Here is a 15,236-nt window from a genome sequence, read left to right as displayed (position 1 = left end):
GAACAGATTACGCCGGTTTCAGCGCCACTTCGGGTGAATAGGCGATGAAGAACGGGTTGGCATATTCGGCTTTGCCATAAATCAGCGGCGTGTGATCATCAAACCGCACAACCCGCCCGCCCGCGCCATTCAAAACGGCATGGCCTGCGGCGGTGTCCCACTCCATGGTGCGGCCCAGACGGGGGTAAATATCGGCCTCGCCGGTCGCAATCAGGCAGAACTTCAATGACGATCCGGCGCTTTTCATATCGGCGACATCATATTTCTTGATGTAATCATCGGTGGCCTGATCGCGGTGCGATTTGCTGGCCACAACCAACAGGGCGGTGTTGTCGGGGTCGGACACGGTGATCTCGGTCGTTTCACCGACTGTTTCCTTATCGAACGGTCCGGTTTCCTCAACGCTTTTGCCTTGGGTGGTGGTGTAAAACAGCCGTTCTTTTGCGGGGGCATAGACCACGCCGCGCACCGGCAAACCATCAACCACATAGGCAATGTTGACGGTAAAATCGCCGCGCCGCTGCACAAATTCCTTGGTGCCGTCCAGCGGATCAACGATCAGGAATGTCGACGCCTTTACACCGTGCGATGCGGCCTGTTCTTCGGTGATCAGCGCCACATCGGGAAACGCTTCGCGCAAGCCCGCCGAGATGATTTCATCGGCGGCTTCGTCCGCTTCGGTGACCGGGCTGTTGTCGGATTTCGATTTCACGTCAAAATTCGGGGCCGCGTAAATTTCCATGATCTTATCGCCCGCTTCAAGAGCAAGACGCCGCATGACATGGGTCAGTGTGTCAAAATCCAATTGAAAACTCCCTTTTGTGAGTCAAATTTTTGCCAAATTGTTCAGGCAGGTGTTACAAAGATCCGTCGCCCTTATGGTATGTCATAAAGGAAACGGCAACAAATCCATGCGACAACGCGCGGGGGTCACACAGGTAATCAGATGTTCCAGCGGCAAACACGCGAAACACGGCTTGGCACGGCGGCCAACATCCTTGAACTGATTTACCACAATACGGTGCGCAGCATCCGTAAAACCCATTCCAATGCCCTGATGTCAATTCTGATGAACATCTTGCAGACGGTGATTTTTGTCGCGGCTTTTTTTCTTTTGTTTTCGGTGCTTGGAATGCGCGGCAGCGCCATTCGCGGCGATTTCATGGTTTACATCATGTCGGGAATTTTCCTGTACATGGTTCACACCCGCACTGTCACCGCGATTCTGGCATCCGAAGGCCCGGCCAGCGCGATGATGAAACACGCGCCGATGACCACGGCGATCGCCATTGCCTCGGCGGCTTTGGGATCACTGTATATTCAGGTGCTGTCGATGGGTCTGGTTTTGTATTTTTACCATGTGATCTGGGGCCCGTTGCACATTTGGGATCCGGCGGGTGCGATGGGCATGGTCATGCTCAGCTGGTTTTCGGGCGTTGCCATCGGCATGATCTTTCTGGCGCTGAAACCCTGGATGCCCAGTGTGGTGAACATATTGTCAATGATTTACACCCGCGCCAACATGATTGCCTCGGGTAAGATGTTTGTCGCCAACACCCTGCCTGCAACGATGCTGCCGTTTTTCAACTGGAACCCGCTGTTTCACACGATTGATCAGGCGCGCGGCTTTGCATTCATCAACTATTCACCGCATAATTCATCGGTGGACTATCCCCTGTATGTATCCTTGGTTTTACTTATGATCGGGCTGATGGGCGAATTTTATACCCGCAAACACGCCTCGATGAGTTGGAGCGCAAGACGATGATCCGTGCCTTTTGCCTGTGGCTTTTGTTGGCCCTGCCCGCCCATGCCACACAGGATGCGTGGCCCGCGTTACATGATGTGATCGGCGTCACGCCCGATGATGTGTTGAACGTGCGCGCAGGCCCGTCATCGGACACGCCGATCATCGCCACCTTGGCACCTGATGCGGTGGATATCGAACTGATCGCGCCAAACGATGCCTATACCTGGGCGTTGGTCAATGCGGGCGAACAATCGGGCTGGGTGTCGTTGCGGTTCATGCAACGCCAGCCGGGCCAATGGCTGGGCGCGATCCCCAAGGTGCGCAGCTGTTACGGAACCGAGCCTTTTTGGGGCCTTACCCTGACCGATGCGGGCACGTTCACGTTCGACCGCGCGGGCGAAGGGGCGCAAACGGGCCATGTTCTTTCGGTTCTGGCATCGGAAAACCGGCGCGACCGATATGCGATGTCGCTGTCCTCCAGCGGGGCCGCGGCGGTTTTGTCCTATGCGGCCTGCAATGACGGCATGTCGGATCGCCAGTTCGGGATAACGGTTGATCTGCTGATCAATGGCAGTTTCGTTTCAGGATGCTGCACCCTCGCCCCGTGATCCCACCACGCGCAGGGTGACATTGACCCGTCCGCCTTTGGGCATCAGCCGCGATGATCCAAATCTGATCCGGTCCACCCCGTGATGGGCCAGGCGCGCCGCGCCGCCCATCACCACCACATCGCCGCTTTGCAACCACACGCTTTCGGTTTTGCCGCCCTTTTCCACATTGCCCATGCGGAACAGCCCCTCATCCCCCAATGACAGCGATATCACCGGCCACTGAAATTCGCCTTCGTCCCGGTCTTGGTGCAGGCCCATGCGCGCGCCTTCGCCATAAAAGTTGATCAGACAGCAATCGGGCAATCTGTCCGGCCCCAGGGCGCGCCAGATTTCCAGGATTGAATCAGGGATCGGCGGCCAATCCACACCGCTTGGATGGCGCGGCGCGTATCGATAGCCCGCCGCGTCAGACACCCAGCCAAGCCGCCCCGCCGATGTCATGCGCACCGACATCTGCCTGCCCCCCGCCGTGACCGGATGCACCAGCGGGGCGGCACGGATCACCGCGCGCAGATCATTCAGCACCGCCGCTTGCGCGCCCGGGTTCAGCCATCCGCGCCGCACCTCAAACCCGCGCAAACGCAGGATTTGCCCCTCTGCCATCACTCCTCCTTTGCACATTCCGTTGTTAAGAACTGCATTTTACCAAAAATTCCCTGCCCTCCACCGCTTGCAGGGGTCAGACACGCTCCTTATATACGGCCAGACGCCACGCTGAGGGCTTTGTTTTCAGCATAACAATCGGGATCGCCGGGGAAATGCCGCACCGCGGGTTGCCCTGCTAGTATATCGCCTAAGAAGAGGACCATGAGTATGGCCAAAGTCATTGGAATCGACCTTGGAACGACAAACAGCTGCGTCGCCATCATGGATGGCAGCCAGCCGCGCGTAATTGAAAACGCCGAAGGCGCGCGCACCACGCCATCAATCGTCGCCTTTACCGACGATGAGCGTCTGGTTGGACAATCTGCCAAGCGGCAGGCCGTCACCAACGCAGAAAACACAATTTTCGCCGTCAAGCGCCTGATCGGGCGCCGCGCCGATGATGCCGATCTGGCAAAAGACAAAAAGAACCTTCCGTTCAACGTTGTTGCCGGCGGCAATGGCGACGCGTGGGTTGAATCGCGCGGCGAAAAATATTCGCCCAGCCAGATTTCGGCATTCATTCTGGGCAAGATGAAGGAAACCGCGGAATCCTATTTGGGCGAAGAAGTGACCCAGGCCGTGATCACCGTGCCTGCCTATTTCAATGACGCCCAGCGTCAGGCCACCAAAGACGCGGGTAAAATCGCCGGTCTGGAAGTGCTGCGCATCATCAACGAACCAACTGCCGCCGCTCTGGCCTATGGTTTGGACAAGAAAGAAACCAAAACCATTGCCGTTTATGACCTTGGCGGTGGTACGTTTGACGTGACGATCCTGGAAATCGACGACGGCTTGTTCGAAGTGAAATCCACCAACGGGGATACGTTCCTGGGCGGTGAAGATTTTGACATGCGCATCGTCAATTACCTGGCCGAGCAGTTCAAAAAGGACAACGGCGTTGATCTGACCAAAGACAAGATGGCGCTTCAGCGGCTTAAGGAAGCGGCGGAAAAGGCCAAGATCGAACTGTCCAGCTCCAGCCAGACCGAGATCAACCAGCCGTTCATCTCGATGGATCCAAAAGGCGGTCAGCCGCTGCATATGGTGATGAAGCTGACTCGCGCGAAATTGGAAAGCCTGGTGGGCGATCTGATCAAATCGTCGATCAAACCCTGTCAGGCCGCGTTGAAAGACGCCGGTTTGAAAGTCGACGATATTGACGAAATCGTCATGGTTGGCGGTATGACACGGATGCCACGCGTCGTGGAAGAAGTGACCAAGTTCTTTGGCAAAGAGCCCCACAAGGGCGTGAACCCCGACGAAGTTGTTGCACTGGGCGCGGCGATTCAGGCCGGTGTCTTGCAGGGCGACGTGAAAGACGTGGTTCTGTTGGATGTCACGCCATTGTCCTTGGGTATTGAAACCCTTGGCGGTGTGTTCACCCGTCTGATTGATCGTAACACCACGATCCCGACCAAAAAGTCGCAGGTGTTTTCAACCGCCGAAGACAACCAGAACGCCGTGACGATCCGGGTGTTTCAGGGCGAACGCGAAATGGCCGCCGACAACAAGGTGTTGGGCCAGTTCAACCTGGAAGATATCCCGCCCGCTCCGCGCGGTCTGCCCCAGATCGAGGTGACCTTCGACATTGATGCCAACGGCATCGTGGCGGTGGGTGCCAAGGACAAAGGCACCGGCAAAGAGCAAAAGATCACGATTCAGGCATCGGGTGGTCTGTCGGACGCCGACATCGATAAAATGGTGCGCGACGCCGAAGAAAACGCCGAGGCCGACAAGGACCGTCGTGAATTGGTCGAAGCGAAAAACCAAGCTGAATCCTTGGTCCATTCCACCGAAAAGGCAATGGAAGAGCATAAGGACAAGGTTGATCCAACCACGATCGAAGCCATCGAATTGGCCATTGCCAATCTGAACGAACAGCTTGAAACCGACGACGCGGCCAAGATCAAGAGTGGCATTCAAAACGTCACCGAGTCCGCAATGAAGCTGGGTGAAGCGATCTATAAGTCCGAGCAGGCGAAAGCCGGCCAAGAGACCGAAGATGGCGATGCCGATGGCCCGTCAAGCGTGGACGATGATATCGTCGACGCCGATTTCGAAGACTTGGGCGACGACAAACGCGGATCTTAACTGCGGCTTGGAATGACTCTCGGTCGGCCCGGTGATACTGGGCCGACCATTGCGTTCCGAAAGGATGAAACCTGATGGCAAAACGCGATTATTACGACACTTTGGGTGTGAAAAAGGGGGCTTCGGCTGACGAAATCAAAAAAGGTTTCCGTCAAAAGGCCAAAGAACTGCACCCTGACCGCAATTCGGACAACCCAAATGCCGAAGCGCAATTCAAAGAAGCGAACGAAGCCTACGAAGTTCTGAAAGACCCCGAGAAAAAGGCCGCCTATGACCGCTATGGTCACGCAGCGTTTGAGGGTGGCATGGGCGGCGGGCATCGCCCCGGCGCCGGTGGACATGGTGATTTCGCCAGTGCCTTCAGCGATGTGTTTGACGATCTGTTCGGCGATATGATGGGCGGACGCGGCGGGCGGGGCGGACAACGCGCCACAAGGGGCAGCGATCTGCGCTATAACCTGCGCGTCAGTCTGGAAGACGCATATGCCGGACTGCAGAAAACCATCAATGTGCCCACGGCCCTGGCCTGTGGCACCTGTAACGGCACCGGTGCCGAGGGCGGATCAGAGCCAACCACATGCCCCACCTGTGCTGGCATGGGCAAGGTGCGCGCGCAACAGGGGTTCTTTACGGTCGAACGTACCTGCCCCACCTGTTCGGGTGCGGGCCAGACGATCAAGAATCCTTGCCACACCTGTGGCGGTCAGGGGCGGGTTCAAAAAGAACGCTCCTTGTCGGTCAACATTCCGGCGGGCGTTGAAACCGGCACCCGTATTCGTCTTTCGGGTGAGGGCGAGGCCGGATTGCGCGGCGGGCCGGCCGGTGATCTCTATATCTTCATCGAAGTGGCCGATCATGCGCTGTTTCAACGTGAGAACCAGCATTTGTTCTGCCATGTGCCGGTGTCGATTGTGGCCGCCGCTATGGGCGGTGACATCGAAGTGCCAAACATCGATGGTGGCCGCAGCCGGGTGAAAGTGCCCGCAGGCAGCCAATCAGGCAAACAGATGCGCCTGCGTGGCAAAGGCATGCCGATGCTGCGCGGCGGTGGATATGGCGACATGTACATCGAACTGGCCGTCGAAACGCCGGTCAACCTGACCAGTCGCCAAAAGGAACTGTTGCGCGAATTTGAAAAGCTGTCCGAGGAAAACAACCCCGAGACATCCGGCTTTTTCAAAAAGGTCCGCACGTTCTGGGATGGCATCAAAAGCTGAATTTTTCCCCCGTCAGGCCGTTTTGGCGGGGGAAATTAACCATTGGTTTACCAATGCTGCGCGATGATCGCGCCATGACCCGCCGCACTTCCTTTGCCGAACGCCCCCTGCCCCTGTTTCAAGGGGCTGTTCCGGTGGCCGCGGGCAAACTTCCCTCCTACATCAAAGATCACCGCAAACGATTGCGCAGCCGGTTCATGGAAGGCGGCGCCGACGCTGTGCCGGATTATGAGATGTTGGAATTGCTGCTGTTCCGGTCGATTCCGCGGCAAGATGTCAAACCCCTCGCGCGGCGTCTGATGGATCGTTTTGGCGATCTGGGGTGTATCATGGCCGCCAGCCCCGCCCAGTTGTTGGAGATTGACGGGGTGGGCGAGGCGGTGATGCAGGATCTCAAGATTGTCGAGGCCACGGCACACCGGATTGCCCGCGCCCGGGTTTTACAACGCCATGTGGTCAGCAGTTGGGATGCGGTGCTGGATTACTGTCACACGACAATGGCCCACCGCGAAACCGAACAGTTCCGCATCCTGTTTCTGGATCGCAAGAATACCGTGATCGCCGATGAAGAACAGGCAAAAGGCACGGTCGACCATGTGCCGGTCTACCCGCGCGAGGTGGTGAAACGGGCGCTGGCTCTGAACGCATCGGCGTTGATCCTGGTGCACAATCACCCATCGGGCGACCCAACCCCAAGCGACAGCGATATCGCCATGACCGCGCAAATCAACGATGCCTGTGTGGCATTGGGGCTGACCCTGCATGATCACCTGATCATCGGCAAATCCGCCGAACTCAGCTTTCGCCAGGCCGGGTATCTTTAGACTATTTCAACCAAACCTCGACCCGGCGGTTCACGCCCCGGCCCCACTCTACCTCGTCACAGGCCATCGGCATCGCCTCGCCGAATGCCTCGGTACGCAGGGTCAGGCGCGCGGGGTCCACCGTGTGGGCCGCGGCGCGCACCGCATCGCGCACCGCCCGTGCGCGGGTTCTGGAAATGCGCCGATTGATTGAGGCAGGGCCTTCGCCGTCGGAAAACCCGACAAAAACAAGCGTGCGATCATCAAACACGCCGCGCTCCAGCGCTTCGGCCAATAACGCAACGTTTGATCGCGATTGCGCATCCAGTTCGGTTGACCCACCTTCAAACCGATAGGTTACAGTCAGACGGCTGTGCCCCGACAGGGTGCGCACCAGACGTTGCAGTTCTGACAGATCGATTTCTCCGCCTGCGCGGTCGATTGCATTGGCAAACCGCGCGCCTTGGTTTTCAAACGGGATCGCGGCGGGAAATTGATCGACAAACCCGGCGCGCCGGATCACCGGCTGTGCCGCAGGCGATCCGATATAGTGCAGAAATTCGCGCGCAATCCGGGGCAGGCGGCGTGGCGGCAGATAGACAAAAAGCGGGGCTGTGAGGGGGTAATCTTCGGTTTTGATCGTGGTGGTTGTGGCGGCGGTAACAAACCCGCACGGCCCGGTAACGGCCAGCGACACGGTATTGCCGATGTCTGAAAAACTGCCCATGCCAATGGCAAAAGGATCCCGCGCCACGGCATCCACCAGGCTTTCGTTGGTGGCGTGCCGGGTGATGTCAGCGGCGACACCCGCCTTGCCGTACTCTGCCAACACCTTGTTCTGAAAGGTTTGGGACAGCCCCGAATTTTCATCGCGCAGGTGCAGTACAATTGGTTCTTGCGCGCCGCCCAAGTCATCCCATGTGGTAAGCTCACCGGCAAATATCGCCGCCAGATCCGCCATATCAATCTGTTTGATCGGGTTTGAAAGCGCGGTGAGCGGCACCAGCGCATCAAGCGCCAGAATGCGCGAACGCCCCGGCGCGGTCAGATCGCCCAGATCGCCCGTACGCGCGATTGCGGCCTCTTGCGCTGTGACTTCGCGCAGGGACAGCGCAATGTCGGCTTCCTCGGCGATCAGATCGGCAAATCCCTCGTCAGAGCTGTTCAGGCGAAATCCGATGCGCGCCGAAACCTTGCCAGTGGCCCGTTCGCTTAGCTCATACAAGAACCGCTCGTCGCTTTGAGTAACGCGGCGCAGCGCGAAACCGTTGCGTGCGGCAAAGGATTCCAACAGCGAAGGGATCAGAACCGCGCCCATTGACGGCGCCCCGGACAGGGTGAATTCGGCCACATAAGCGGTAAGATTGGGGCAGCCCGGACCGGTGCAGATCACCCCGGACCCATCCAGGGTAAGGATGCCAAATTCGGTATCGACGCGGAAAAATTCGCCATCATAGCCCAACAGATTGCCCGACACCTCGACCGAGCCATCGCGCGACGTCAATGTGACGTCTTCGGCCCACAGGGTGGTGCCAAAAAAGAAAAGCACGGCAGTGATCGCCGCGCGCAAGATCATCATGAAACGTCTGCAACCTGTGGTGTCAGTTCGCCGCAATTTTCATATCTCTGAGCAGGTTATTCAACACCAGAATGTCACCAATCGCATCGCATGCGGGAATTTCGACGGTAAGTGCCGTCTGCGCCATCTTTCCATCGCCCCCCGGTTGCATTGCGTGACCGTGAACCGTTGTGCCACAGGTATAGGCATCAACCATGGTCTGAACGCTTAGTCGGATCGTACCAGTACGCAGCGTCATTTCTGTGGGAAAAACGTAAATCTCGGCGCTGTGGCCATCTTGCAGCGTGTCATCGCCAAGCCGCGTGATAAATCCGCCGCGCGCGCGGATCGCACGCTGGGCCGTGCCGGGGGCATCCACCCAGATGTGGCCATCACTGCCGTGGGTCGCGCCAAATTCCCGCGCGTGAATTTGCAGGCCGGTCTGCCCCTGCCACTGCAGCGTGATCCGTTGATAGGTATCAAAATCAGGGATTGCCACAGTGGTACGCAGGGTTTGCCCGGATATTTCCGCCTCAAACACTGCGATTTCGGAAAGCGCCGGAATATCAACATCAAGCCGCCCGGCGGCGTCGGCCACCATATCAAACAAGACACCACCATGGCGCAATTTCACCAAGGCACCGGGCGCACAGGGGGCGGTGGCCGACAGGCGCACCATTGCCCCCGGCATCAATGCGGATGTGAGGCGTGGGGTGCAATCGGGTGCAGGCGCGGCGTTCGCGAAATGGGAAGCGCCGACCAATACGACCAAAGCCATCACCAGTGCGCTGACGACCTTGGCACATGTCCGTTTCAGATTTCCCACCATGCCACAAAGCTTCCGATTCCATCACGACAGAATCAGGCCTAGCCTGAAATGTGGTCTGATCCGGGGCGCCACGAGAGCGCGCCAGCGGTCATTTGATTCCGGTTATTCCACCTGTCCGTGGCAATGTTTGAACTTTTTGCCCGACCCACAGGGGCACAAATCGTTGCGCGCCGGATTGCCCCATGTGCTGGGGTCGTCTTCAACGAACCCGGTTTCAGGGTTTTCCGCCGGTGCCGCATCGGCATCGGCCGGCCCGGCCAGTGCCTGTTGCTGCGCCTGAAGCTGGGCCAGCATCGCCTGCTGTTCTTCTTCCGACAGGGGCCGGATTTGCGACAGTTTTTTCGTCACATCCGAACGCAGACTGTCGAGCATGGATTCAAACAATTGAAAGGATTCGGATTTATATTCGTTCAACGGATCACGCTGAGCGTAACCGCGAAACCCGACGACGGACCGAAGATGTTCCAGTGTCAGCAGATGTTCGCGCCATTTGGTATCAATGGTTTGCAACAGAACCTGCTTTTCGATCTGGCGCATGGTGTCGGGGCCGAATTGCGCGGCCTTGGCGGCCATGAATTCATCACTGGCCTTGGTGATGCGTTCATTCATCACCTCGTTATCGACACCGTCCTCATCGACCCAGGAGATAACCGGCAGATCAACGCCCAGGTTTTCCAACACCGCAACATACAGACCTTCGCCATCCCATTGATCGGCATAGCTTTTGGGCGGAATGAACCCATCGACCAGATCATCGATCACCTGATGGCGCATATCATCGGTGATTTCCTGAAGGTCCTTCGCCTCCATGATTTCGCGGCGCTGGCCAAAGATCACCTTGCGCTGATCGTTCATCACATCGTCGAATTTCAACAGCTGTTTGCGAATGTCAAAGTTACGGCCCTCAACCTTGGCCTGGGCCTTTTCCAGGGATTTGTTCACCCACGGATGCACAATCGCCTCGCCCTCTTTCATACCCAGTTTGCTGAGCACGTTTTCCAACCGTTCCGATCCGAAAATGCGCATCAAATCGTCTTCCAACGACAGATAAAAACTGGACCGCCCCGGATCGCCCTGCCGGCCCGCACGGCCGCGCAGCTGATTGTCGATCCGACGGGATTCGTGGCGTTCGGTGGCCAGAACAAACAAACCACCGGCATCAATCACCTTTTTACGGTCTTCCACCACTTCGGCTTCAATCCGGCCGCGCACGGCTTCTGGATCGGCCTCGGGGTCATTGGCCAAGTCTTCCAGCACGCGCATTTCAACGTTGCCGCCCAGCTGAATATCGGTGCCGCGGCCGGCCATGTTGGTGGCAATGGTCACCGCGCCGAATTTACCGGCATCGGCGACGATCTGCGCCTCTTGTTCGTGCTGACGGGCATTCAGAACGTTGTGGGTGATGTTCTCTTTTTTCAACAGCTCCGACAGGAATTCGGATTTTTCAATCGAGGTGGTGCCAACCAGAACCGGCTGACCCTTGGCTTTGGCCTGTTTGATGCTTTCAACGATGGCGTCGAACTTTTCGCGCGCGGTGCGATACACCGCATCGTGATCATCGACACGGGCGATGGGGCGGTTTGTGGGCATTTCCACCACGCCCAGCCCATAGATTTCGCCAAATTCCTCGGCTTCGGTGGCCGCGGTGCCGGTCATGCCCGACAATTTGTCATACAGGCGGAAATAGTTTTGGAACGTCACCGACGCGAGGGTAACATTCTCGGGCTGGATATTCACCCGCTCCTTGGCCTCAATCGCCTGGTGCAGACCATCGGACAACCGCCGCCCGGCCATCATCCGGCCGGTAAATTCATCGATCAGCACGACTTCGTCATCGCGCACGATATAATCTTTGTCGCGGGTGAACAGTTTATGCGCGCGCAAACCCTGGTTCACATGATGCACGATTGTCGTGCTTTCGGGATCATACAGCGATTGCCCCTCGGGCAGGATTCCGGCCTGAAGCAGGTGGGATTCCAGAAATTCGTTACCCTCATCCGTATAGGTCACGTTGCGGGTTTTTTCATCCAGCTTGAAATGGCTGTCTTGCAACAGCGGAATCACCGCATCAATGGTGCGGTACAGATCACTGCGGTCTTGCGAGGGGCCGGAAATGATCAGCGGCGTGCGCGCTTCGTCAATCAGAATCGAATCAACTTCATCGACGATCGCGAAATTGTGGTGGCGCTGATACATCTCGGAGAGTTCCGATTTCATGTTGTCGCGCAGATAATCAAAGCCCAGTTCGTTATTGGTGGCATAGGTCACGTCAGATTTGTACGCCGCCATCTTTTCGTCTTCGGGCTGTTGCGGGTACACGGCGCCACAGGTCAGGCCCAGTGTATTGAACACCTTGCCCATCCATTCGGCATCGCGGCGCACCAGATAATCGTTGACCGTAACGATATGCACACCTTTGCCGGTAAGCGCATTCAGATAGGCGGGAAATGTCGCGACAAGGGTTTTACCCTCGCCGGTTTTCATTTCGGCGATGTTGCCCTGATGCAGGAAAATACCGCCCATAAGCTGTACATCAAAGGCGCGCAGGCCCAGGGCGCGGCGCGCCGCCTCGCGGCAATTGGCAAAGGCTTCGGGCAGCAGGGCATCCAGCGATTCCCCCCCCAAGGCGCGTTTGGCCAAACCTTCGGTACGCTCTTTAATCTCGGCATCGGTGAGCTTTTCAAACTCAGGCTCCAGCGCGTTAATCTGATCGATCAGTGGTTTCACTGATTTCACTTTGCGATCATTGGGTGTCCCAAAGATCTTTTTCGCAACGGTTCCGATACCCAGCATATTCTCTCCTGACGCCTTCGTGTGAGGGGACTGCTTGCCCCTATCCACGGGCCACCATAGAAACGGCGCTATACAGTCCCTCATGGCCTGAAAGCGATGTAGTGGGCAGCCAACATAGTGTCAACGTCAAGGCCCGAATGGCCTGACAGGAAGGACGATTCAATGACCAAACTCCGCAATTTTACCGCTGTTCTAGCGCTGATCGCCAGCCCCGCCCTGGCGCAGGACGCCGATACCGTGGTCGCCACCGTCAATGGCACCGACATCACATTGGGTCATATGATCGTGCTGCAACAACGCCTGCCCGAGCAATATCAGCAATTGCCCGATCAGGTGTTGTTTGAGGGTATTCTGGAACAGCTGATCCAACAAACCGCATTGGGCCAGCAAATTACCGAGATGAACAAACGCGCCACCTTGATCCTTGAAAACGAGCGCCGCGCGCTTTTGGCCGGTGAGGTGATTGACGAGGCCGCAAATGAATCGATCACCGATGAGGCGCTGCAATCGGCCTATTCCGCCGCCTATGCGGATGCCAGCCCCGAAGTGGAATATCAGGCCAGTCATATCCTGGTCGAAACCGAGGATGAGGCGAAAGCCTTGATCGAAGAGTTGAACAACGGCGCCGATTTCGCGGAACTGGCCAAGGAAAAATCAACCGGCCCGTCCGGCCCGAATGGCGGCGATCTGGGCTGGTTTGGTGCCGGCATGATGGTGCCCGAATTCGAAACTGCGGTGCAAACGCTGAAGGTTGGCGAAATCGCGCCGCCGGTACAAACCCAGTTTGGCTGGCATGTGGTGATCCTGACCGATACGCGGCAAAAAGAGGCGCCCAGCCTCGACAATGTGCGCGATGAGCTGATCAATACCATTCGTCAGGAATCGGTCGCGGCCCTGATCGAACAGATCACCGAACAGGCAGACATCGTGCGCCCCGAAACCGATGCGATTGATCCCGCGCTGTTGCGCGATGATACCTTGTTGACCCAGTAACCCAAAACAGGAAAGGCGGCACCATGGCCCCCCCCCCCCCCACCAAAGCCGCCAATCCCGTTTCGCCCCTGGCCCCGGCAGGCGGGTTTCCCGCCCTGCCGGTGATCGCTGGCGTGCGCTTTGCCGCCGTTGCCGCGGGCATCAAATACAAAGGCCGCACCGATGTGATGCTGGCCGAACTGGCCCCCGGCAGCACGATCGCCGGGGTATTCACCCGCTCGGCCACGCGGTCGGCGCCGGTGTTGGATTGTCAGGATAAGATCGGCGGTGATCCGGCCCAAGGGGCGGCAATTATCGTCAATTCCGGCAATTCCAACGCATTCACCGGCAAGAACGGCCGCGATTCGGTGATGCGGATCACCGCGAAAGTGGCGCAAACCCTGAATGTGCCGGAACAGCGGGTGTTTTCCGCCTCAACCGGGGTGATCGGCCAACCGCTTCCTGATGACCGGATCACCGATAAGTTGGACGAGCTGCGCGATGGGCTAAGCGACAGTGCCATCGCCGATGCCGCCCGCGCCATCATGACAACCGATACCTTTGCCAAAGGCGCAACCGCCACCGCCGATCTGGGCGGAACGACGATACAGATCGCGGGCATCGCCAAAGGATCGGGGATGATTGCGCCCGATATGGCCACCATGCTGGTCTATATCTTTACCGATGCGGCCATTGCACAACCGGCGCTGCAAACCATCGTCAGCCGGTTGAACGAACAAACATTCAACGCCATCACCGTCGACAGTGACACCTCGACATCCGATTGCGTGATGGTTGGTGCAACGGGTCAGGCGGGCAACAGTCCCATCACCGACCCCGACAGCGCCGATGGCAAATCCTTTGCCACGGCATTGCATGATGTGATGCGTGATTTGGCCCATCAGGTGGTGCGCGACGGCGAAGGTGCAACCAAATTTGTCGAGGTCAACATCACCGGCGCGGCCAGTGACAGCGATGCGCGCAAGGTGGCCATGGCCATCGCCAATTCGCCCCTGGTGAAAACCGCAATCGCGGGCGAAGACCCCAATTGGGGGCGCATCGTAATGGCCGTCGGCAAATCGGGGGCCGAGGCCGACCGTGATCTGCTGACCATCCGGTTTGGCGATATACTGGTCGCTGAAAATGGCTGGGTGTCGCCGGATTATACCGAAGACGCCGGCGCCACCTATATGAAACAACAGGATTTGGTAGTGAATGTCGATCTTGGTTTGGGCAACGGCAGCTCTACGGTGTGGACCTGTGATTTGACCCATCAATACATCACCATCAACGCTGATTATCGCTCGTGAAGGTTGTATTGGTTTCGGCTGTCGCGCTCATCGATGTGGATGGGCGCGTCTTGTTGGCACAGCGCCCCGAAGGCAAAGCCATGGCCGGGTTGTGGGAATTTCCCGGCGGCAAGGTTGAGCCGGGCGAAACCCCCGAAGCGGCGCTGATTCGTGAATTGCAGGAAGAACTGGGCATCGACACCTGGGCCAGTTGCCTGGCACCGCTGACCTTTGCCAGCCACAGCTACGATGAGTTTCATCTGCTGATGCCGTTATTCGCATGCCGTAAATGGCAAGGCACGCCCGTGGCGCGGGAGAATCAACAGTTGAAATGGGTGCGCGCGAACGATCTGCGCTCTTATCCGATGCCCGCGGCCGATGTGCCCCTGATCCCGATTTTGCGCGATTGGCTGTAATTTGAAACAATGCACCGCGCGCAAGGGGCGAATTGTTACATTATTGCGACACACTGCGGTTTGTTTACCAATTATTGACGATTTGGGCGCCTAATCTAAGGACTTGGCGAATTTTTCGGTGGTCAGCCGGAAATTCTCCCCTAAGCTCAATGATACGAAACAGGGGGTACTACACATGGTTAAGACAATAACAATCGGAAGCTGCGTTTCAGTGCAGGGTCTTGTGGTGCGCTCACTTGAAGATGGGCGCGTCGTTATACAG

13 protein-coding genes are annotated in these 15,236 nt (G+C 57.6%); 8 read left to right on the top strand and 5 right to left on the bottom strand.

The genetic code is table 11. From position 1 onward, the window contains the following. Nucleotides 1–7: 7 nt before the first annotated feature. Nucleotides 8–805: a 3'(2'),5'-bisphosphate nucleotidase CysQ gene (gene cysQ / locus C8265_RS09910; protein WP_108483835.1), complete on the bottom strand. Its 798-nt coding sequence runs from the start codon at nucleotides 803–805 to the stop codon at nucleotides 8–10. A 141-nt stretch (nucleotides 806–946) separates the two neighbouring features. Here cysQ and C8265_RS09905 point away from each other — a divergent pair, with 141 nt between their 5' ends. Together C8265_RS09905 and C8265_RS09900 are read left to right on the top strand one after the other, a co-directional pair. Then, nucleotides 947–1,768 carry an ABC transporter permease gene (locus C8265_RS09905; RefSeq protein WP_108483834.1) on the top strand — a complete coding sequence of 274 codons (822 nt, stop codon included), beginning with the start codon at nucleotides 947–949 and terminating at the stop codon, nucleotides 1,766–1,768. Beyond that, complete coding sequence (locus C8265_RS09900; protein ID WP_108483833.1) at nucleotides 1,765–2,358, top strand: peptide-binding protein; 594 nt, start codon at nucleotides 1,765–1,767, stop codon at nucleotides 2,356–2,358. The genes C8265_RS09905 and C8265_RS09900 overlap by 4 nt, the downstream gene beginning before the upstream one ends. On the opposite strand, the gene C8265_RS09895 is transcribed toward C8265_RS09900, so the two are convergent. Next, a complete protein-coding gene (locus tag C8265_RS09895) occupies nucleotides 2,332–2,964 on the bottom strand; it encodes an alpha-ketoglutarate-dependent dioxygenase AlkB family protein (RefSeq protein ID WP_108483832.1) in 633 nt (210 codons plus the stop codon). The two genes, C8265_RS09900 and C8265_RS09895, sit on opposite strands and share 27 nt — an antisense overlap. Nucleotides 2,965–3,174: 210 nt before the next feature. Here C8265_RS09895 and dnaK point away from each other — a divergent pair, with 210 nt between their 5' ends. From dnaK to radC, 3 genes are all read left to right on the top strand, one after another. Continuing rightward, a complete protein-coding gene (dnaK, locus tag C8265_RS09890; RefSeq protein ID WP_108483831.1) occupies nucleotides 3,175–5,097 on the top strand; it encodes a molecular chaperone DnaK in 1,923 nt (640 codons plus the stop codon). A gap of 74 nt (nucleotides 5,098–5,171) precedes the next feature. Further along, nucleotides 5,172–6,314 (top strand): molecular chaperone DnaJ, encoded by a 1,143-nt coding sequence (gene dnaJ, locus C8265_RS09885; RefSeq protein ID WP_108483830.1) that lies wholly within the window; start codon nucleotides 5,172–5,174, stop codon nucleotides 6,312–6,314. Nucleotides 6,315–6,388: 74 nt separating this feature from the next. Continuing rightward, nucleotides 6,389–7,138, top strand: coding sequence for a RadC family protein (gene radC / locus C8265_RS09880; protein ID WP_108483921.1), 750 nt, complete (start codon nucleotides 6,389–6,391; stop codon nucleotides 7,136–7,138). Between the two features lies 1 nt (nucleotide 7,139). Here radC and C8265_RS09875 read toward each other — a convergent pair whose 3' ends face one another. The 3 genes from C8265_RS09875 to secA form a co-directional block, all read right to left on the bottom strand. After that, a complete protein-coding gene (locus C8265_RS09875; RefSeq protein ID WP_108483829.1) occupies nucleotides 7,140–8,696 on the bottom strand; it encodes a substrate-binding domain-containing protein in 1,557 nt (518 codons plus the stop codon). 22 nt (nucleotides 8,697–8,718) lie between these two features. Beyond that, nucleotides 8,719–9,504, bottom strand: coding sequence for a translocase (locus C8265_RS09870; RefSeq protein ID WP_108483828.1), 786 nt, complete (start codon nucleotides 9,502–9,504; stop codon nucleotides 8,719–8,721). Nucleotides 9,505–9,606: 102 nt separating this feature from the next. Then, nucleotides 9,607–12,297, bottom strand: coding sequence for a preprotein translocase subunit SecA (gene secA / locus C8265_RS09865; RefSeq protein ID WP_108483827.1), 2,691 nt, complete (start codon nucleotides 12,295–12,297; stop codon nucleotides 9,607–9,609). Between the two features lie 162 nt (nucleotides 12,298–12,459). Here secA and C8265_RS09860 point away from each other — a divergent pair, with 162 nt between their 5' ends. The 3 genes from C8265_RS09860 to C8265_RS09850 are packed head-to-tail and all read left to right on the top strand — an operon-like array spanning nucleotide 12,460 to nucleotide 14,974. Further along, on the top strand, nucleotides 12,460–13,290 hold the full coding sequence (locus C8265_RS09860) for a foldase protein PrsA (protein ID WP_108483826.1): 831 nt from the start codon (nucleotides 12,460–12,462) through the stop codon (nucleotides 13,288–13,290). Between the two features lie 23 nt (nucleotides 13,291–13,313). Continuing rightward, nucleotides 13,314–14,579 carry a bifunctional glutamate N-acetyltransferase/amino-acid acetyltransferase ArgJ gene (gene argJ, locus C8265_RS09855; RefSeq protein WP_108483825.1) on the top strand — a complete coding sequence of 422 codons (1,266 nt, stop codon included), beginning with the start codon at nucleotides 13,314–13,316 and terminating at the stop codon, nucleotides 14,577–14,579. Beyond that, complete coding sequence (locus C8265_RS09850; protein ID WP_108483824.1) at nucleotides 14,576–14,974, top strand: (deoxy)nucleoside triphosphate pyrophosphohydrolase; 399 nt, start codon at nucleotides 14,576–14,578, stop codon at nucleotides 14,972–14,974. The genes argJ and C8265_RS09850 overlap by 4 nt, the downstream gene beginning before the upstream one ends. Nucleotides 14,975–15,236 lie beyond the last annotated feature (262 nt).

This window comes from Oceaniglobus ichthyenteri (genome assembly GCF_003057885.1).
Lineage (GTDB): Bacteria > Pseudomonadota > Alphaproteobacteria > Rhodobacterales > Rhodobacteraceae > Oceaniglobus > Oceaniglobus ichthyenteri.
This window is presented reverse-complemented; position numbering and strand designations above follow the sequence as displayed.

Excerpts from the sequence above, each read along its gene's own strand:
- C8265_RS09860 (WP_108483826.1), top strand. The coding sequence starts at position 12,460 with ATGACCAAACTCCGCAATTTTACCGCTGTTCTAGCGCTGATCGCCAGC.
- radC (WP_108483921.1), top strand. The coding sequence starts at position 6,389 with ATGACCCGCCGCACTTCCTTTGCCGAACGCCCCCTGCCCCTGTTTCAA.
- C8265_RS09905 (WP_108483834.1), top strand. The coding sequence starts at position 947 with ATGTTCCAGCGGCAAACACGCGAAACACGGCTTGGCACGGCGGCCAAC.
- C8265_RS09875 (WP_108483829.1), bottom strand. The coding sequence starts at position 8,696 with ATGATGATCTTGCGCGCGGCGATCACTGCCGTGCTTTTCTTTTTTGGC.
- dnaJ (WP_108483830.1), top strand. The coding sequence starts at position 5,172 with ATGGCAAAACGCGATTATTACGACACTTTGGGTGTGAAAAAGGGGGCT.
- secA (WP_108483827.1), bottom strand. The coding sequence starts at position 12,297 with ATGCTGGGTATCGGAACCGTTGCGAAAAAGATCTTTGGGACACCCAAT.
- argJ (WP_108483825.1), top strand. The coding sequence starts at position 13,314 with ATGGCCCCCCCCCCCCCCACCAAAGCCGCCAATCCCGTTTCGCCCCTG.
- C8265_RS09870 (WP_108483828.1), bottom strand. The coding sequence starts at position 9,504 with ATGGTGGGAAATCTGAAACGGACATGTGCCAAGGTCGTCAGCGCACTG.
- C8265_RS09900 (WP_108483833.1), top strand. The coding sequence starts at position 1,765 with ATGATCCGTGCCTTTTGCCTGTGGCTTTTGTTGGCCCTGCCCGCCCAT.
- C8265_RS09895 (WP_108483832.1), bottom strand. The coding sequence starts at position 2,964 with ATGGCAGAGGGGCAAATCCTGCGTTTGCGCGGGTTTGAGGTGCGGCGC.
- dnaK (WP_108483831.1), top strand. The coding sequence starts at position 3,175 with ATGGCCAAAGTCATTGGAATCGACCTTGGAACGACAAACAGCTGCGTC.